Origin of the sequence: Streptomyces sp. NPDC017993 (assembly GCF_044328065.1) — a bacterium.
Taxonomy (GTDB): domain Bacteria; phylum Actinomycetota; class Actinomycetes; order Streptomycetales; family Streptomycetaceae; genus Streptomyces.
Genome location: NZ_JBIRGO010000005.1, coordinates 1 through 17,508, shown reverse-complemented (window position 1 = coordinate 17,508; position 17,508 = coordinate 1). Strand labels below are relative to the sequence as shown.

General features: G+C 72.6%; 17 protein-coding genes. 8 read left to right on the top strand and 9 right to left on the bottom strand.

Annotated features, from left to right (window positions below):
* Positions 1-161 precede the first annotated feature (161 nt).
* Entirely contained in the window at positions 162-1,091 is a 930-nt protein-coding gene (locus ACH4FH_RS09750; protein WP_398555628.1) for a 1-phosphofructokinase family hexose kinase, read from the top strand.
* A gap of 351 nt (positions 1,092-1,442) precedes the next feature.
* Here ACH4FH_RS09750 and ACH4FH_RS09745 read toward each other — a convergent pair whose 3' ends face one another.
* Both ACH4FH_RS09745 and cdgB read right to left on the bottom strand, forming a co-directional pair.
* Positions 1,443-2,378, bottom strand: a complete 936-nt coding sequence (locus ACH4FH_RS09745; protein ID WP_398555242.1) for a CBM35 domain-containing protein — start codon at positions 2,376-2,378, stop codon at positions 1,443-1,445.
* Between the two features lie 373 nt (positions 2,379-2,751).
* On the bottom strand, positions 2,752-4,425 hold the full coding sequence (gene cdgB, locus ACH4FH_RS09740; protein ID WP_398555241.1) for a diguanylate cyclase CdgB: 1,674 nt from the start codon (positions 4,423-4,425) through the stop codon (positions 2,752-2,754).
* A 300-nt stretch (positions 4,426-4,725) separates the two neighbouring features.
* Between cdgB and ACH4FH_RS09735 the strand changes: the two genes are divergently transcribed.
* Complete coding sequence (locus ACH4FH_RS09735; protein ID WP_398555240.1) at positions 4,726-5,340, top strand: flavin reductase family protein; 615 nt, start codon at positions 4,726-4,728, stop codon at positions 5,338-5,340.
* A gap of 44 nt (positions 5,341-5,384) precedes the next feature.
* Here ACH4FH_RS09735 and arfB read toward each other — a convergent pair whose 3' ends face one another.
* Positions 5,385-5,813 (bottom strand): alternative ribosome rescue aminoacyl-tRNA hydrolase ArfB, encoded by a 429-nt coding sequence (gene arfB, locus ACH4FH_RS09730; RefSeq protein WP_398555627.1) that lies wholly within the window; start codon positions 5,811-5,813, stop codon positions 5,385-5,387.
* A gap of 257 nt (positions 5,814-6,070) precedes the next feature.
* On the opposite strand from arfB, the gene ACH4FH_RS09725 reads away from it, so the two are divergent.
* Entirely contained in the window at positions 6,071-6,646 is a 576-nt protein-coding gene (locus tag ACH4FH_RS09725; protein WP_227046785.1) for a TerD family protein, read from the top strand.
* 107 nt (positions 6,647-6,753) lie between these two features.
* Here the strand turns inward: ACH4FH_RS09725 and ACH4FH_RS09720 are convergent, their stop codons facing one another.
* The gene (locus tag ACH4FH_RS09720; RefSeq protein WP_398555239.1) at positions 6,754-7,314 is read right to left on the bottom strand and encodes a heme-binding protein; all 561 of its coding nucleotides are present in this window, start codon (positions 7,312-7,314) and stop codon (positions 6,754-6,756) included.
* A 447-nt stretch (positions 7,315-7,761) separates the two neighbouring features.
* Here ACH4FH_RS09720 and ACH4FH_RS09715 point away from each other — a divergent pair, with 447 nt between their 5' ends.
* From ACH4FH_RS09715 to ACH4FH_RS09705, 3 genes are all read left to right on the top strand, one after another.
* The gene (locus ACH4FH_RS09715) at positions 7,762-9,108 is read left to right on the top strand and encodes a sensor histidine kinase (RefSeq protein ID WP_398555238.1); all 1,347 of its coding nucleotides are present in this window, start codon (positions 7,762-7,764) and stop codon (positions 9,106-9,108) included.
* Positions 9,105-9,815 carry a response regulator gene (locus ACH4FH_RS09710; RefSeq protein WP_398555237.1) on the top strand — a complete coding sequence of 237 codons (711 nt, stop codon included), beginning with the start codon at positions 9,105-9,107 and terminating at the stop codon, positions 9,813-9,815. Before ACH4FH_RS09715 ends, ACH4FH_RS09710 begins: the two co-directional genes overlap by 4 nt.
* Positions 9,816-10,130: 315 nt before the next feature.
* Positions 10,131-10,628 (top strand): hypothetical protein, encoded by a 498-nt coding sequence (locus ACH4FH_RS09705; RefSeq protein ID WP_398555236.1) that lies wholly within the window; start codon positions 10,131-10,133, stop codon positions 10,626-10,628.
* Between the two features lie 87 nt (positions 10,629-10,715).
* Here the strand turns inward: ACH4FH_RS09705 and ACH4FH_RS09700 are convergent, their stop codons facing one another.
* Complete coding sequence (locus ACH4FH_RS09700; RefSeq protein WP_398555626.1) at positions 10,716-11,360, bottom strand: pentapeptide repeat-containing protein; 645 nt, start codon at positions 11,358-11,360, stop codon at positions 10,716-10,718.
* Between the two features lie 379 nt (positions 11,361-11,739).
* Between ACH4FH_RS09700 and ACH4FH_RS09695 the strand changes: the two genes are divergently transcribed.
* Together ACH4FH_RS09695 and ACH4FH_RS09690 are read left to right on the top strand one after the other, a co-directional pair.
* Entirely contained in the window at positions 11,740-12,912 is a 1,173-nt protein-coding gene (locus ACH4FH_RS09695; protein WP_398555235.1) for an NAD(P)-binding protein, read from the top strand.
* Positions 12,913-13,002: 90 nt separating this feature from the next.
* On the top strand, positions 13,003-13,959 hold the full coding sequence (locus tag ACH4FH_RS09690) for an alcohol dehydrogenase catalytic domain-containing protein (RefSeq protein WP_398555234.1): 957 nt from the start codon (positions 13,003-13,005) through the stop codon (positions 13,957-13,959).
* A 62-nt stretch (positions 13,960-14,021) separates the two neighbouring features.
* Here ACH4FH_RS09690 and ACH4FH_RS09685 read toward each other — a convergent pair whose 3' ends face one another.
* The 4 genes from ACH4FH_RS09685 to ACH4FH_RS09670 form a co-directional block, all read right to left on the bottom strand.
* Positions 14,022-15,125, bottom strand: coding sequence for an aminopeptidase P family protein (locus tag ACH4FH_RS09685; protein ID WP_398555233.1), 1,104 nt, complete (start codon positions 15,123-15,125; stop codon positions 14,022-14,024).
* 75 nt (positions 15,126-15,200) lie between these two features.
* A complete protein-coding gene (locus ACH4FH_RS09680) occupies positions 15,201-15,389 on the bottom strand; it encodes a hypothetical protein (RefSeq protein WP_398555232.1) in 189 nt (62 codons plus the stop codon).
* A gap of 150 nt (positions 15,390-15,539) precedes the next feature.
* Complete coding sequence (locus tag ACH4FH_RS09675) at positions 15,540-16,160, bottom strand: sigma-70 family RNA polymerase sigma factor (RefSeq protein WP_398555231.1); 621 nt, start codon at positions 16,158-16,160, stop codon at positions 15,540-15,542.
* A gap of 263 nt (positions 16,161-16,423) precedes the next feature.
* Positions 16,424-17,254 (bottom strand): hypothetical protein, encoded by an 831-nt coding sequence (locus ACH4FH_RS09670; RefSeq protein WP_398555230.1) that lies wholly within the window; start codon positions 17,252-17,254, stop codon positions 16,424-16,426.
* Positions 17,255-17,508 lie beyond the last annotated feature (254 nt).

Sequence of the window (17,508 nt, the reverse complement as noted above, 5' to 3'; positions counted from 1 at the left end):
CGGCGATGGCATGATCGCTCGCGCACTTGTCCGCATGCCACCGCCGAGGGCGGTTGCGATACCAGCAGCCGTCCGACCGGCGGCTGCTCGGCCAACGACTGCCCGGCCAACGGCTGCTGTCCACCGGTAAGCCGTCCGAGCACGGCGCGGGAGGGGGAACCATGATCCTCACGGTCACGCTGAACGCCGCCCTGGACATCACCTATCGCGTCCCCGGGCTCCGACCGCACACCACCAATCGGGTCACCGAGGTCGCCGAACGGCCCGGCGGCAAGGGCCTGAACGTCGCCCGGGTCCTGGCCGCGCTCGGCCACCGCACGGTCGCCACCGGCTTCGCGGGCGGCGGCACCGGCGACTCCCTGCGCGCCCTGCTCACCCAGGAGTCCGACGTCACCGACGCGCTGGTGCCGGTGGGCGGCGCCACCCGACGCACCGTCGCCGTCGTCGACGGGGCCTCCGGCGACACCACCCAGCTCAACGAACCGGGCCCGGTCGTCACCCCCGCCGAATGGGACACCTTCCTCGGCACCTACCGCGAACTGCTGGGCGACGCGCAGGCGGTGGCGCTGTGCGGCAGCCTCCCGCCGGGCGTCCCGGTCGATGTCTACGCCCGCCTCACCCGCGCCGCGCGCGGCGCCGGGGTCCCGGTCCTGCTGGACACCAGCGGCGAACCGCTGCGCCGCGGCCTCGCCGCCCGCCCCGACCTCGCCAAGCCCAACGCCGACGAACTCGCCGCCCTCACCGGCAGCACCGAACCGCTGCGCGCCGCCCGCGACGCCCGCCGTCGCGGCGCCCACGCGGTGGCCGCGTCGCTGGGCCCGGACGGCATGCTCGCCGTCACCGCCGACGGCGCCTGGCAGGCCGCCCCGCCGCGCCGCATCGCAGGCAACCCGACCGGCGCCGGCGATTCCGCCGTGGCCGGTCTGCTGTCGGGGCTGGTCGAGGGGCTGTCCTGGCCGGAGCGCCTGACCCGCGCGGTGGCCCTCTCGGCGGCGACCGTACGGGCCCCGGCCGCAGGGGAGTTCGACACCGCGACCTACGAAGAGCTGCTGTCCCGCGTGGCCGTGACGGAGCATCCGACAGCGGCGTGAACAGCCCCAGGGCGTGTCCGCGAAGTCCCGTCGTCCGCCCGTAGGGCGGGGGCCGCGGCGTCCGGTGCACTGCGCTCGTCGCACCCGCCCCGTCTCAGCTCACAGCCGCCTTCGGAAGCCGGAGCGCGATCGCAAGGCGGAGGGTCGCCCTCGTAGTGGGTCCACGTGGACGATCCCGACAACGCAGCTGGGCCCCTCTCGGGGAGTGCGTACCTGGGGGCACCTCCCAGCGGTAGCTGAGGGGAGCGACGCGGGCGAGACGGGCTTTGCTGACTCGCCCCAGGCCGTGTCCGGGGCGCGCGCGGGGCCGGGGGAAGGGGGCGGGCGCCCGGTGCCAGCGGACGCCGGGGCCTACTTGTGGGCCAGCCACACCTTGTCGAGGTTCACATCGCACTGGTTGCCGCTCTCGCAGGACAGCTTGACGCTGTTCGTGCCCTTGTTGAGCTGCACATACGACCAGGTCTTGGTCCAGCCCTTGTCCCAGGCGCCCTCGGCGGCGTGGGCGAAGTTCTCCATGTTCACCGGACGGGTCGCGGCCGCGCCGTTCACACCCAGGGTGAGGTTCGCGTCCTTGCCCGGGACGCCGTAGCCGACCCAGAGCTTGTACTGGCCGGACTTGTCGACATCCACCGTCCACGTGGCCGACGCGCCGGGGGTGTTCATCCCGGCGACGTAGGCGCCGCTGGACGAGCGCGCGCCCGGGACGTCCTTCGCGGTGCTCGCGCCGCCGTCGAGCCGCAGGCCACCCGCGTCGATCTTGGGGAGTTCGCCCGCGCTGGGCTTGCTGGTGGGCTCGTCGCTGGGCGCCACCGAGGCGCCGGCCGACGGACCGGCGTTGCCCGCCTCGTCGTCCGCGCCGTCCTTGCCGTTGGTGAGCATCGCGACGCCGATGCCTATGCAGACCACCGCGACCACCGCGACGGCGCCGATCAGCAGGCCGTTGCGGTTACGGCGGGGCTCCTGGCCACCGCTGTACCCCGGGCCGGACCCGTTGCGCGCGCGGTCACCGCCGGGCAGCGTCTCCGGGGCGGCGTAGTGGGCGTTCTGCTGCCCGTACGCCTTCTGCGGAGCCTGCTGCGGGCTGCCGTACTGCTGCTGGCCGCCGTACTGCCGCTGGCCGACCGCACGCACCTGGTTGTAGGAGGTACGCGGGACTCCCGGCTGCCGCGCCGCCGCGCCGTCGCCCGACGGGCCCGCCGCGCCGTCCTCGCCGCCTTCCGAGCGGTAGAGGTAGGCGAACGGGTCGTCGTTCTCCGGCGTGTCCGCGCCGTTGTTGCCGGCCGTCATTCCGTGTCACTCCCAAGCGATCTGTACGCGTCTGTACGCGTCCGCACGTAGATGCGCGAACTGTCTCTTTCGGGCCCCCGGCGGCACCGCGCCGCATCGGCGCAGCCTACCCCTTTCGGGCATTGTCACGCCGGGCCCGGACAGCCACAAGATCGCTACAAAACGGTGAACGGGGGGTGCGGGGCGGCGGTGCGCGACGCGTGCGACGAGCGGATGAGCTGGGACGACAGGCGCGCGGAAAGGGGTGCGGTGGGTCGCACCTTACGGCACCTCTGCGGGCGGGCGGGAGGACCTGGTGGTGACCGGAGTCTCAGGCCGGAGGGGAGGAGCGGGCGGAGCCTGCGCCACCGGAGCGGCGAAGGCGGACCGGGCCTCAGCCCGCCCGCCGGTTCGCCTTCGAACGGGACCGCTTCTCGACGTACATCCGCTGGTCCGCCGACGCGAGGACCTCCTCGGCGGTCATCCCGCAGCTCGCCCAGCCGATGCCGAAGCTGGCACCGACCCGGACCGCCCGGCCGTCCACCCGGATCGGCGGAATGATCGCGTTCCGCAGGCGGACGGCGAGATCCTGGGCGTCGGCCGTGCCGAGGCCGTCCGCGAGCACCACGAATTCGTCGCCGCCGAGCCGGGCGACCGTATCGCCGTCACGGACGCCGCTGGTCAGCCGGCGGGCGACCTCGATCAGCACCGCGTCACCGGTGTGGTGCCCGAACCGGTCGTTGATCGACTTGAAGCCGTCGAGGTCGCAGAAGAGCACCGCGAGCCCCTTGGACCCGTCGTCCGCGGCGCCGTCCGGGGGCGCGACGGTGTGCACATGGTGGTCGTACGGGGCCGGGCCCTTGCCCTCGAAGCCGTCGACCCCCTCGAACGGCTCCTTGCCGTCCGCCCCGAAGCCGTGCGGGTCCCGGGGGTCGGCGAAGACGGTCGCCGAGGCGGCGTAGGAGTCGGCGAGTGAGCTGGGCGGGCGGGAGCACAGCCGGGCGCCGAGCCGGGAGCGCAGCTCGGCGCTGTTCGGCAGGCCGGTCAGCGAGTCGTGGCTGGCACGGTGCGCGAGCTGCAGCTCGTGCCGCTTGCGCTCCTCGATGTCCTCGACGTGGGTGAGCAGGAAACGCGGCCCGTCGGTGGTGTCGGCGACGACGGAGTTCCGCAGCGAGACCCAGACGTAGGTGCCGTCGCGGCGGGCCAGCCGCAGCTCCGCCCGGCCGCCCTCGGCAGAGGTGCGCAGCAGGGTGCCGATGTCCTCGGGGTGCACCAGGTCGGAGAAGGAGTACCGGCGCATCGCGGCGGCCGGGCGGCCCAGCAGCCGGCACAGCGCGTCGTTGGTGCGCAGCAGCCGACCGTGCTGGTCGCCGCCCATCTCGGCGACTGCCATCCCGCTGGGCGCGTACTCGAAGGCCTGGCGGAAGCTTTCCTCACTGGCCCGCAGGGCCTGCTGATCGCGCTCCAGCCGGACCAGCGCGCGCTGCATGTTCGCCCGCAGCCGTGCATTGCTGATCGCGATCGCGGCCTGGAAGGCGTACATCTGCAGCGCCTCCTGCCCCCAGGGCCCGGGGCGCCGGCCGTTGCGCGGCCGGTCGACGGAGATCACGCCGAGCAGCTCGCCACCGCCGTTGGCCGCCGCGTACATCGGCGCGAACAGGCGGTCCATGGGGTGCCACTCGTCGGGGAAGCGGGGCGCGGGGCCCGCGGTGTGCCACTGGGGGACGTCATCGTCGTCCAGCACCCAGCCCTCGGTGTGCGGGATGAAGCAGAGGTCGCCCCACCGCTCACCCATGGCCAGCCGGCGCTCCCAGGAGGACCGCGAACCGACCCGCCCGGCCATCAACGCCTCGGCACCCGCGCTGCCGGCCACCGCGGCCACGACGAGGTCGCCGTCGGGGCGGACGAGATTGACCGCGGCCAGCTCATAGCCCAGCCCGGCGATCGCGCCGTCGGCGACTGTCTGCAACGTGTCCGCAAGGCTGCGTGCGGTGTTCAGCTCGGCGACCACTTGGTGCAGCTGCCGCAGGGTCGCAAGACGGACGTATGGCTCCGACTCGGTCTCCATCGCTCGCTCTCCCTGAGACCTCGACAGCAACTCCACGATTCTTGGTCGTCCGATTCCTCGCTCACTGAATCACAGTGAGCTGTTCACCCGGTACACAGGGTCAACAATTAACGCTTGCTGTGACCCAAGTCACAAGAGATCAGGAGTGGTTGGCGCTCCCCCAGGGAAGCCGGGTGGGAGCGCTCCTACACTTCCTGAACGCAAATCCGTCCTTCCGCACCCCTCCGTCGACAGACCTAGGACACAGGTGGTCCCAGGGCCCGATGCGCGGAGCGGGGGGACGAAGTTAGCGTGCATGGCGTGTTCACGAAAACCGCCGCCGCAGACCGGCCCACCACCGCCGACACCGCCGCCGCACCGACGGTCGCGCCCACGTCCGTGCCGGGCGGGCCGCCGATCCCGCATTCTGTGGGGGTGAGTGACGACGAGTTCCGCGCCGCCCTGTCCCGACTCGCCGCCGGAGTCGTGCTGATCACCGCGCACGACCCGGACGACGGGCCGCGCGGCGAGGACGTCGGCATGACCGCGACCGCTTTCTTGTCCGTATCGCTCGAACCGCCGTTGGTGATGGTGAGCGTTCGCAACGACTCACGCATGGATGACCTCCTGGAGCAACAGCCGCTCTGGGCGGTTTCGGTGCTGTCGGAGAGTCAAAGCCACATTGCCGGGCGTTTCGCGATGAAGAACCGCATCAGTGACCGGCTTCTCTTCGAGGGCATTCCGCATGAACGCGGCGAAGCGGCCGGGGCTCTGCTGATCGGCGGCGCCCTCGCCACCCTGGAATGCCGCACCGAACAGCGGATCGTCGCCGGCGATCACACCCTCGTCATCGGCCGCGTCCTGACGGCCTCGGCCCTGGCGGAGGACGACGGGCCGCTGACGTACTTCCGGGGGAAGTACCGGCGGTTGGGCTGAGGTGGTGGCGGGAGCGGAACAGCTGGCTCCCGGGGCGCGCCTTCTCAGCCCCAGTCGCGGCCGGAGCGTCCGCGCTTGGTGTCGCCGCGCTGCTTCTTCTCCCGCAGCCGCCGTTCGTTGATGCCGCGCGGAATGCGGGACTTGCGGCGCGGCTTGGGCGGTGGCGCGGTGGCCTGCGCCAGCAGCGCCGCCAGCCGGACGGCCGCGGTCTCGCGGTTGCGCCACTGCGAGCGGTGGTCGGAGGCCCGTACGGACAGCACGCCGTCGACCAGCCGGCCATCCAGCCGCTCCAGGGCGCGCTCCTTCCACACAGGAGGCAGCGCATGCGTTCGGCCGAGGTCGAAGCGCAGCTCGACCTGGCTGTCGCTGGTGTTGACGTGCTGGCCGCCCGGACCTGAGGACCGCGAGAAACGCCATACGAGCTCGGCCTCTGGAAGGACGACCGAACCGCGGATGACATAGGGCCCGGACATGCGTCCCATGATCCCGCCTTCGCGGCCGTCCCGTCACCCACTTTTCCCGCTGCACACGACTGGGTAGGCGCAAAACCGCCGGTGGGGCGACCCCTGAGGGGGCCAACCTCAGGATTTCTCGGGGCACGGCATCAGGATTCGGCAAAGAAAGTAAAGGCAGCTGGAACCTCGTGGTCCCCTGACGGCGTTGAGGTGGATGACGGTAGCTTCGTCCGCAGTACGGAGCCCGACGAATTCGACGAGGAAAGGGCATCCCCATGGCTGTAAGCCTGTCCAAGGGCGGCAACGTCTCGCTCACCAAGGAGGCACCGGGCCTGACCGCCGTCACGGTCGGCCTCGGCTGGGACGTCCGGACCACCACCGGCACGGACTTCGACCTCGACGCGAGCGCCATCGCGGTCAACCCGAGCGGCAAGGTCTACTCCGACCAGCACTTCGTCTTCTTCAACAACAAGGTGACGCCGGACCAGTCCATCGAGCACACCGGCGACAACGTCACCGGCCAGGGCGAGGGCGACGACGAGCAGATCAAGGTCAACCTGGCGGGCCTGCCGGCCGACGTCGAGAAGATCGTCTTCCCGGTCTCCATCTACGACGCCGAGAACCGCAGCCAGAACTTCGGCCAGGTGCGGAACGCCTTCATCCGCATCGTCAACCAGGCCGGCGGCACCGAGATCGCCCGCTACGACCTCAGCGAGGACGCGGCGACCGAGACCGCCATGGTCTTCGGCGAGCTGTACCGCAACGGCGCCGAGTGGAAGTTCCGCGCCGTCGGCCAGGGCTACGCCTCCGGCCTCGTCGGCATCGCCCAGGACTTCGGCGTCAACGTCTGATCACGACACCCGAGTTCTGACGCGTTCAGCGCAGCCGAGGGCCGGTTCCCATGGGGAGCCGGCCCTCGGCGCTTCGTGCCGGCGAGGGGCACGGCGCTCGCGACGGGTTACTTCCCGAGCGCCGCCGCGCCCGCCTGGGCGAACTGCTCGTCGGCGGCACCGCTCGGGGCGCCGGCCACACCGATGCCCGCGACCGGCGCGCCCTCGGCCTGCACCGGCGCGCCGCCCGCCAGGAAGAGGGTGCCGGGGATGTCCTTGAGGGTGGGCGCCGTGTCGAGGCGCTTGACCAGCTCGGAGGTCGGGGCGTTCCAGGCGACGGCGGTGTATGCCTTCTTGGTCGCCGACTCGAAGGACTGCGGGCCCGCGCCGTCGCCGCGCAGCTGCACGAGCGTGTTGCCGTTGCGGTCCACCACGGCGACCGAGACCTTCTGGCCCGCCTTCTCCGCGGCGTCCAGTGCGGCCTGCGCGGCCTTGGTGGCGGCGTCGATGCGGAGGTGCGTGGACCGGGTCAGGTTCTTGTCGCCGGCGTCGGCAGTGGCCGCGGCCGGCTGGGAGGCGGCCGGCGACGGCGCGGCCGTCGCGGACACGGCTCCGAAGGTGCCCGCGCCGACCAGGGCGACAGCGGCGGCACCGGTGACAACACGGGCGCGGAGGGACAGCTTCTTCATGATCTCGGGCTCCTTGAGGTGACGCTGGGACGGGAGGGAGGGGCGGGTTCTGAGGGCTGAGGACGACGGCGAGGGTGTCTCGGACCTGCTGGGTCGGACTGCGTGCCGTACCTGCCGTGTCGGCCCACATCCATCCTCGGAGCGGGGCGGGGCCACGCGGGTCGACGTACCGGCTGGGGTGGCCGTGCATGATGGTGGATACGGGTGTCAGCCGATCGGTTGATGCGGGCCGCGCCCCGGCCGGGTTACGACTACGGGGTAACGACCACCGGGCAGCGGCCGCCCCACGGCAGTCACGGCTACGGCCGGGCGCCCGAGCGCCCCACGGTCGGCCACTCCCGAGGGCGATGCCCGCAGGGCCGGCGGTGCCGGCGGCTCCGGCCGTGACCAGCCGTTCCGGCGGCGCCCCGGGTGACGATCACGAAGCGCCCGGGCAAGGAGACCCACGTGCACACACCGCAGCAGCGCCCCTCCCCCTCCTCGCCCACCCCGGCGGACCTCCTCCGTGACGCGGAACGACGCAGAGGCCAGGCCCCCGTACGGAACGACCGCCACGCCGACCAGGACCCCAATCCGGACGCCCGACTCCTGGGCCCGGTCATGCACACGGCGTTCTTTCTGCTGCTAAGCGCCTCGCTCGCCCGCTTCCTGATCCGGCACCCCGGCGAGCCCCGCACGCCGTGGATCATCGCCCTCAGCCTCGCCCTCGCCCTGCTCTACGTCCTCGGGCCGACGCTCGGTCCCCGTACGCACGACGAGCGGCGGCCCACCCCACGCAGGCTGGTCTGGCTGGGTGCGGTCGTCGCGATCTGGGTCGTCCTGGTCCTCCTGGCGCCGAGCTTCGCCTGGTGCGCGGTGCCGCTCTTCTACACGGGCCTGCGTACGTTGCCCGCCGGCGCCGCGTCGCTGCTCGTCGGGGTGCTGACCGCGTTCGTGGTCGCCGCCCAACTGCGGCTGTCGACCGGTTTCGACCCGAATCTGCTGCTGGCCCCGCCGGCGGTCGCCGCACTCGCCACCGCCGTCTTCGTCCACATGGAGCGGCAGGCCGCGCGCCAGCGTGCGCTGATCGACGACCTGATCCGGACCCGCCGCGAACTGGCCGCCACGGAACGGCGCGAGGGAACCCTCGCCGAGCGCCAGCGGCTGTCCATGGAGATCCACGACACGCTCGCCCAGGGCCTGTCCAGCCAGCAGATGCTGCTGCAGGCTGCCGAGCGCACGTGGGACACCTCCCAGGACACCGCTCGCGGCCACGTCCGTACGGCCACGGAGATCACCGCACGCAACCTCGCCGAAGCGCGCCGCTTCGTCCACGACCTCGCCCCCGCGGACCTCGCCGACGGCACATCCCTCCCCGAAGCCCTCCGCCAACTGGCCACCCGCGCAAGCCGGTCAGCGCCTGACGCGACGGGAGCGCTCGCCGTGCGCTTCCACCTCGACGGCACGCCCACCCCATTGCCCGACCGGGTGCAGTCCGCCCTGTTGCGCGTTGCCCAAGGCGCCCTGGCGAACGTCGATGAACACGCCTTCGCGACCTCCGTCGCCCTGACCCTCAGCTACCTCGGCGACCAAGTCGTCCTGGACATCGCCGACGACGGCCACGGCTTCGACCCCGCGGACGCGTCCGGCCGGGCCGGGCCGGCGCAACCGCCCGCCGCCACTCCCGTACGGGGCCACGGCCTGCCCGCCATGCGCGCCCGGATGCGGCAGCTCGGCGGCACCCTCACCATCGAGTCGGCGCCCGGCGAGGGCACCGTCCTGTCCGCCGCCGTCCCCCTGGAGCCCACCCCATGAGCACACCTCACGCCCCGGCGCCCGTGCCGGCGTCACCGCCCTCGCCCGTCCGCGTCGTGCTCTGCGACGACCACGCCGTCGTACGCGCCGGGCTGCTCGCGCTGCTCAGCAGCGCGCCCGGCATCGAGGTCGTCGGGGAGGCAGGCAACGGTGAGGAGGCCGTGGCGATGGCCGCCAAGCTCCGACCCGATGTCGTACTGATGGATCTGCAACTCGGCGCCGGTATCGACGGCATCGAGGCGACCCGACGCATCACCGCCCACCGGGCGGCCCTCTCCGGCTCCTCCAGCTCTTCCGCTGATCCCGCCCCCGGCCCCCACGTCCTCGTCCTGACCACGTACGACACCGACGCCGACATCACCCGCGCCATCGAGGCCGGCGCCACCGGCTACCTCCTCAAGGCCGAGCGCCCGGAGGAACTCTTCTCCGCCATTCATGCCGCGGCACAGGGCCGCAGCGCCCTGTCCGCGCCGGTCGCCCACCGCGTCCTGGCCCGTATGCGCAGCCCGCGCCCCACCCTCACCGACCGGGAGCGCGACATCCTCGGCCAGCTCGCGCGGGGCCTGGGCAACCGGGAGATCGCCCGTGCGCTGTTCATCAGCGAGGCGACCGTCAAGACGCACCTCGGGCGCATCTACGACAAACTCGGGGTGGACACCCGCTCCGGCGCGGTCTCCGTGGCAAAGGAGCAGCGGCTGTTGCCCTGACCCGAGCGGCAGCCGCGGCCGCGGCCGGGCCGCGATCTGTGAGCGCTCCCCCGCGGTGACGCACGCCGTCCGGCGCCCGGAGTCCATGCGGCGGACTCCTCGCGGTCGCCCGGAGCTGCAGCCGACTCCTCACGATCACCGGGATCGTCCGCGCCCTCAGGCACCCGAATCAGAACAGCCCGGCGGTAGCCGTTGCCCCGTGCCGGCGCCCCCGTGTCGCGCCCGCGACCGCTCACGAACCTACGGCCCCGACGGCCCGGGCGCCCGGGCCGATGCGGGCGATGCCCCGCCACACCGGCGTGACACCATCAAGAGGTGATCGACCTCGGCTACTCCCTCTCCCGGCGCTTTCCGGATCCTTCGCACTTGGATTACCGGACCGCCGATGTGCGCACGCTGCGTCACGACCTCTTCTGCGGCGACGTCTACATCGCCGACACGAAGTCGGACCGCGAGCTGTCCACGGCATGGGGATGGGTGCCGGTCCTGGACTTCGCCTGGGCGCTGTGCGACATCGTCGAGCAGCTCGACACCGACCCTCGTGGCAACCGCTCCGCCCGCTCGATCTACGCCGAGCTGGACTTCACGGAATCCAGCGACCGGATGCTCTTCGAGCGCCGCTTCGGGTGGGTGGAGGTCGAAGCCGACTGGATGCCGGCCGACGAGCCCCCGCTCAACTTCAACCACTCGGCGCTCCGCCGGGAGGCGCGCGACTTTCTGCACGACCTGATCGCCGACCTCACCGATATGCACGACGGCCTCGGCGACAACCCGATCATCTGGGACCTCCAGGCCCGCTTTCCCCGTATCTGAGTGACGTCTCTCCCTGGGACCGACGCGGCCGGCCCCTCCCTCCCGTAGGTGCTCGGGGGTGGCCCCCGGCACCATCCAGCGCCTCCCTCAATCCACCCGCACCCCGATCTGCGCCGCGAACGCCGGTGCCAGATCGAGCAGTTGGGCCGGGCTGATCACCGCGCCGGCCAGTCGGTCGATGCCGCGCGCGATGTCCACCACGGCGGCACCCCGCAGATCGACGTCCTTCATCCGCACATCCGTGAAGTCCACCCGGGCGAGGGTGCAGTCGTCGAACGTCACCCGATGCAGCTCCGCACCCGCGAAGTCCGCCTCGACCAGGACGCACCCCTCGAAGACGACATCCCGCAGCTTCGCCTTGCGCAGATTGGGGAAGTCGATCTTCCCGCCGCGCACCACGACCCGCTCCAGCACCGCGCCGTGCAGCTGCGTCCCCCCGAGCCTGGCGTCCGTCAGCTCCACGTCGCGCAGTGATGCCTCGGACAGGTCCGTCCCGACGCCCCGCACGCCGCTGAGCACGCTGTCGATGATCCGCGCCCGGCTCAGCACCGTCTCGTCCAGCGCGCACCGGCGCACCGCACAGTCCATGAAACGGGCTCCGCGCGCCGCCTGCCCCGCCCAGTCGGCCTCCGTGAACTCCAGGCCGTCGTAGTCCCCTTCGGGCTCCAACGCGCCGCCGTCATGCGGTTGCAGCTCCGGCAACCGCACCTCGGCCCGCCGCACCGCGCGCACCGTCTCCTTGCCGCGCCCCGTCACGCGATCACCGCCTTCCAGCCACTGGACCCCGATCGACGGACCGCTCCTCGGACCGATCCGCTCCTGCCCACCCATCGTGAACCACGCCACTGACAACGCCCCGGACGGCGCCCTCGACAACAGCGCGAGGCACCACCGCGGACACCCCGCGGCCCCCACCGCCCACAGCCCGCACGACCTGCGAAAACACGGACTCCGCGAGGCCCGCCCCGAGCCCGTGTCACAACCGACCCCCGGCCACCCGTCCAAGTCCACGACCGCCACAACCCGGAACCCGCCGTCCACCACCGGCCGCCCACCGGCCACCAAAGGCCCCCCCAGCACCCACGACGACCGACCCACCAAGGAGCACCCCATGCCCCAGCAGATCACCGTGATCGGAGGCGGCTTCGCGGGCCTGACCGCGGCCATCTCGGCCGCGGAGGCCGGCGCCGTCGTCACCCTCCACGAGGGACACCGGACCCTAGGCGGCCGCGCGCGTACCGCCGACGCGCCGTACCGCACCAACGAGGGCCCGCACGCCCTCTACAACGGCGGCCCGCACTGGGCCTGGCTCAAGCAGCGCGGCCTGCTCAAGCCACTGGCCGCACCGCCGCTGCGGGACCTCGCCGGGCTGCGCTTCTTCCACCGCGGCAGCCTGCACCGGCTACCGCCGCTCGGCGTCCTGAAACTGCGCGGACGCAAGAACGCCCCCGTCGACCAGGACTTCTTCAGCTGGGCGAGCGGCCGGGTCGGCGAGTCGGCCGCCCGCGCGGCGGCGAACTACGTGGGCGTCGCGACCTTCCACCACGACCCGGGCCTCCTCTCCGCCGCGTTCGTGCAGGAACGACTGCGCCGCACCACCAGCCTGCCGCCCGAGGCCCACTACCTCCGCGGTGGCTGGGGCGCACTGATCGCGCGGATGGCGAGCCACGCCCGCGGCCTCGGCGTACGCATCGAGACCGGCTCCCGCGTCGACTCGCTTCCGGAGGAGAACCCGGTCATCGTCGCCACCCAGCTCGACGCCGCCCGCACCCTTCTCAAAGATGACGGCCTCCACTGGACGGGCGCACGGACGGTGCTGCTCGACATCGCCGTGCGGACCCGGCGCGGAGACCCGTTCGCGCTGTCCGGGCTCGATTTCTCCGGCTGGATCGAGCGGTTCACCTCCCAGGACCCGGGCCTGGCCCCGCGCGGCGAGCAGCTCCTCCAGGGCCAGATCGGCATCGCCCCGGACGAACGGCGTGCCGACGGCGTCGCACGCGCCGAACGCCTCCTGGACGCGGGCTTCCCCAGGTGGCGCGAACGCACCACCTGGCGTCGCGAGTCGCTGGCCATCGGCCGTACGGGGGCGGTCGATCTGCCGGGCACCACATGGCGCGACCGCCCGGCAGTGGACCGCGGATACGGCGTCTACCTGGCGGGCGATCAGGTCGCGGCCCCCGGAGTGCTGAGCGAGGTGTCGTTCACCAGCGCCATCGGGGCAGTCTCACGTGCCCTCGGAGCCACCACGGCCCACCGCACGGGTGTTGACCTCAACCAACCTTGAGGTAGTGGAGTGGTGGGCACGGCCACCATGCACAGCCACCCGACGGGGAGCGCGGCCACCGCGAAGCCACGTCCCAGGAGGCACCACGCCATGCACGCCGTACGGCTGCACACCTTCGGTCCCGCAGAGAACCTCACCTACGAGACGGTCGACGATCCCCGGCCGGGCCCCGGTGAGGTCCGGATCGCCGTGGCGGCGGCCGGCGTGCACCTCTTGGACACGGCCCTGCGCCAGGGCAGACACCGCGGCCCCGCGCCCCCTCCGGAGCTGCCGACGGTGCCGGGCCGCGAAGTGGCCGGCACCGTCGACGCCCTGGGCGTGGGCACCGACCCCGCGTGGCTCGGCCGGCGCGTCGTCGCCCACCTCGGGATGGTCCCCGGCGGCCACGCCGAACTGGCCGCCGTACCGGCCGACCGGCTGCACGCGATCCCCGACAGCCTCGACGCCGGCCAGGCGGTCGCCATGATCGGCACCGGCCGTACGACCATGGGCATCCTGCTCTTCGCCGACCTCACCGCCGACGACATCGCGATCGTTCCCGCGGCCGCGGGCGGCATCGGCTCACTGCTCGTGCAGTATGCGAAGAACACCGGGGCGACGGTCATCGGGCTGGCCGGCGGCACCGCCAAGGTGGCGCGGGCCCGCGAACTGGGCGCCGATCTCGCCGTCGACTACACCGACGACGAGTGGCCTTCCCTCGTACGCGGCTTCCTCGACGCACGCGCGGCTCCCGGCGCCGGCATCGTCTTCGACTCCGTCGGCGGCGCGGCGGGCCGCGCCGCCGTCGGCCTCCTCGCACCGGGCGGCCCGGCACCTCGTCTTCGGCTGGTCCTCCGCAGGCCCGCTCGACGGCGGCCCCCTGGAGCTGACCGACGGAGAGCGGGCGGCGACAACCCGCTCCGCACCCTGGAGACGGCAGCACTCGCGGAGGCGGCCGCCGGCCGACTCATCCCTACGGTGCAGACGTTCCCCCTGGCGGAGGCCGCGGCCGCCCACCGCGCGCTGGAGACCCGCGCCACGATGGGCAAGGTCGTACTGATCCCCTAGGGCATGTCCGCGAGACGAAGACCGGCCCCGGTGCTGGGCCCTGGGCCGGCACCAGGCGCCGGCTAGCCCACCACCGCCATCTCGCGCGCCGTCTCGTTCAGCCGGCGTCCGCCCGTCTGCGTACACGTCACGATGTCCTCGATCCGCACCCCGAACCGCCCCGGAAGATAGATCCCCGGTTCGATCGAGAAGCACATCCCCGGCACCAGCGGCAGATGCTCCCCCTCGACCATGTACGGCGGCTCGTGGGTGGTCACCCCGATGCCGTGCCCGGTCCGGTGGATGAAGTACTCGCCGTATCCCGCGGCCTTGATCACCTTCCTGGCCACCCGGTCGATCTCCTGGCACGCCACCCCGGGCCGTACCGCCTCGAACGCCGTCTGCTGCGCCTCCCGCACGATGTCGTGCACCTTGCGCTCCTCGGCGTTCGGCGGCCCGACATGCACGGTCCGCGTCGTGTCCGAGCCGTACCCGTCCTTCAGGCCACCGAAGTCGAGCACCACCATGTCCCCGTCCTCGATCACCCGGTCCCCGGCCTCGTGGTGCGGATTGGCGCCATTGGGGCCCGACCCGACCACCGTGAAGTCGACCTGGCTGTGCCCGTGCTCGGTCAGCAGCCGCGCGAGATCCGCCGCCACCTCGCGCTCCCGGCGGCCCCCGAACGGAAAGCCCAGGATCTTCTCGTACGTGGCGTCCGCGGCCGCCCCGGCCGCCGCGAGCCGCTCCACCTCATGGGCGTCCTTGACGGCGCGCAGCATCGGCAGGACCTCTGTCAGCGCGCCATACGCGCTCCCCGGCAGCGCGCGCTGGAACCCCAGCAGGTGCATCGCCCAGGTCGAGTCCGACACCCCGTAACGCCCCTCGCCGTCCAGCCACTTGGCGACCTCCGCGTACGGGTTCGCGCCGTCACGCCACCCGGACATCTGCATCGCCTTGGCACCCTCGGACCGCTTCGCGTCGGGCAACTCCAGCGCGGGCGCCAGCAGCCGCGGCCGCTGCCGGGGCTGGAGGACCAGCGCGGTCAGCCGCTCGGTGGCGGCGGGCGGCCGGTAGCCGCACAGCCACTCCATGTCCGGTCCCGGGGTCACGATGAGCCCGGCCAGCCCGGCATTGGCGGCCGCCTGCCCCGCTCGCTCCATGCGTCGCTCATAGTCATCGCGCGTCATCGAAGTCACCATGCCGCGAATTTACGCCGCCGGGAGCCCCGCCGCCCCTGCCGGAACGGGCGCGTCTCGGGCCCCTCAGCGCTTCAGGGCCCGGTACCTCTTGAGGAGAGCCGTGATCTTCCCGTGGTCGGCGGCGCCGTTCAGTTCGGTGAGGAGATCATCAGGGCACAGTTCGTAGTGGTCACCCCACCACCTGCGCCCCTTGTTGTCCCAGATGCGGTACCCGCCGGGGACCCCTCTGGCCACATACCGTCTTCGACTCATGCCGTGCCCCCCGTGCCCGGTGCCCCCTGTCCAAGGGGCACCGGGCACGGTACATCGAGACCGAGCGGGTTCGGGATCTCAGCTCAACAGCTCATCGGGCCGAACTCGCCGCCCTGTAGAGCTGGTTGCTGCCCCCACGAACGGAACTCGCTACGCCGCCACCCCACGGGAGGCCGTAGCGGCGCGCTCCGCGGTCTCCAGCCAGGTGATGAGGTCGGCGCGGGCGCGGGCGACACGTGAGCGCACGGTGCCGATCGGGCAGCCCACCACCGCTGCGGCATCCGCGTAGGGGAGGCCGACCAACTGCGTGAGCACGAATGCCTCACGGCGCTCGCAGTCCAGCGATTCGAGCAACTCGCCCATCGCCAGGCCCTCGTCGAATCCCGGCAGCTCGCGTGGCTGGGTGTGTTCGGCCACGGTTTGCCAGTCCGCGACGTCGGTGATGCGCGGGCGTGCGGCGGCCGCTCGGTAGCGGTCGATCACGACGCGGCGGGCGATGGACATCAACCAGGTGCGTGCCGAGGAGCGTCCGGCGAATCTCGGCAGGCTGGTGAGGGCCCGCAGGAAGGTCTCCTGAGTCAGGTCATCGGCTCCGTTCAGGTCGTTGCTCAGGTGCGCCACGAACCGCCACACATCTTGGTGCGTGGCACGGACGAAGCGGTCGACGGCGTCGGAGTTTCCGTCTCGCGCCGCCAGCGCCAAGGCGGTCACGCGCTCGTCTTCGACGGGGGCCCGCGATCCACGGGTCGTCGCGGGCAGGACAGGGGTCATCGCAAAGGGTCTCTCGGTGACTGCGGGACTGTGCCATGGCGTGGCACGGCTCCGCCGGCGAGCGGCGCTCCGCGACCCCGCCGGCCGTCGGCCTACCGCACCGACGGCCGGCGGGGTCCGGGAGAGCACCACATGGTCAAAGGGCCGGCATGCGGGAGCGCGGGACGTCCATCGGGACGGCCGCGCGGGCACGCCGGTACGCCACCCGTCGACGCGGCAACGCCCCTAGCCCTTATGGCCCGGAGCGCACCGGCGACGCGCGGTCAGCCGCACAGCGAAAGCCCGGGCGGGCCCCTTCGGGAGAGGACATGCTGGAACAGCACGCCGCGCAGGCGCACCACCGTCGGGCAGGCCACCGGAGCGGCGGACGGCGTACGTCCGGCCCACCGCAGTGTCGTCAGCACCAGCAGCAAGGGGGTGAACAGCGACGCCGCCAGGCTGCGGCCGAGCCGGAATCCCGCCGCCTCGCCGCGCCACAGCCACAGTCCGCAGAGCACCGCGGCCAGTGCGTGGGCCAGCGACATCCCCATGGAGCTGTGGCCCGCATGCGACATCGGCATGTGGTCCATGGCGCCGGACATGGCGGCCATGTGCTCCCCGTGAGCCATGTGCCCCATGCGAGCCATGTGGTCCATGCCGCTCATACCGCCCGAGGACGTCGGGAGAGGTACGTCCGCATTCCCGGATCCGAGGCCGGCGTGGTGCAGCAGCCGGATCACTGCCTCCTGCGAGGCGTGCGTGGGTGCGGCGCCGGGCGTCCCGCACAGGAACTGTGCCGTCCAGCCGGCCGCGGACGAGGCATGACCTGCCTGTCCACCGGAAGAGGCCGGCCCACCGGAAGAGGCCTGCGCGAGGCTGAACAGTGAGTGCAGACCGAGCTGGGCGAGGACGGTGGAGCCGATGATGACCAACGGACCGCGTTCCCGTCCGGTCAGCCACCACGCCGCCCCGCTGGTGCCGCAGAAAGCTGCGGCGAGAGCCCACCACGGCAAGGGCGCGGCGGACATCAGCGCGTGCCCCAGGGCCGCCGTCGCCACACAGACGACCGCGAAGATCGCGGCGCGTGCGGCGCGTGCGGCGGGCCCGGTGGTCATGCGGGACATCGTGCCATTCGGCTCAACGGCCCGGGCGGGGTGGGTCAGCGGACCGTATCGGGTGGTCGGAGTGGCCGGCGGGGCGCGATATCGGAGGGGTGGTGGGGTACGGGGACGCGTCATGACGCGTCCCCCGAACCCCCCCCCCCCCCCCCCCCCCCCCCCCCCCCACCGGGCCCCCCCCCCCCACCCCCCCCCAAAAACACCCCCCCCCCGCCCCCGGGCCCAACCGCGCCCCCCGCGGCCCCCCCCCC

Bases quoted from the DNA above. Each gene is read 5' to 3' on its own strand.
- ACH4FH_RS09750 (WP_398555628.1), top strand. From the start codon at position 162: ATGATCCTCACGGTCACGCTGAACGCCGCCCTGGACATCACCTATCGC.
- ACH4FH_RS09745 (WP_398555242.1), bottom strand. From the start codon at position 2,378: ATGACGGCCGGCAACAACGGCGCGGACACGCCGGAGAACGACGACCCG.
- cdgB (WP_398555241.1), bottom strand. From the start codon at position 4,425: ATGGAGACCGAGTCGGAGCCATACGTCCGTCTTGCGACCCTGCGGCAG.
- arfB (WP_398555627.1), bottom strand. From the start codon at position 5,813: ATGTCCGGGCCCTATGTCATCCGCGGTTCGGTCGTCCTTCCAGAGGCC.
- ACH4FH_RS09725 (WP_227046785.1), top strand. From the start codon at position 6,071: ATGGCTGTAAGCCTGTCCAAGGGCGGCAACGTCTCGCTCACCAAGGAG.
- ACH4FH_RS09720 (WP_398555239.1), bottom strand. From the start codon at position 7,314: ATGAAGAAGCTGTCCCTCCGCGCCCGTGTTGTCACCGGTGCCGCCGCT.
- ACH4FH_RS09710 (WP_398555237.1), top strand. From the start codon at position 9,105: ATGAGCACACCTCACGCCCCGGCGCCCGTGCCGGCGTCACCGCCCTCG.
- ACH4FH_RS09695 (WP_398555235.1), top strand. From the start codon at position 11,740: ATGCCCCAGCAGATCACCGTGATCGGAGGCGGCTTCGCGGGCCTGACC.
- ACH4FH_RS09690 (WP_398555234.1), top strand. From the start codon at position 13,003: ATGCACGCCGTACGGCTGCACACCTTCGGTCCCGCAGAGAACCTCACC.
- ACH4FH_RS09685 (WP_398555233.1), bottom strand. From the start codon at position 15,125: ATGACGCGCGATGACTATGAGCGACGCATGGAGCGAGCGGGGCAGGCG.
- ACH4FH_RS09680 (WP_398555232.1), bottom strand. From the start codon at position 15,389: ATGAGTCGAAGACGGTATGTGGCCAGAGGGGTCCCCGGCGGGTACCGC.
- ACH4FH_RS09675 (WP_398555231.1), bottom strand. From the start codon at position 16,160: ATGACCCCTGTCCTGCCCGCGACGACCCGTGGATCGCGGGCCCCCGTC.
- ACH4FH_RS09670 (WP_398555230.1), bottom strand. From the start codon at position 17,254: ATGACCACCGGGCCCGCCGCACGCGCCGCACGCGCCGCGATCTTCGCG.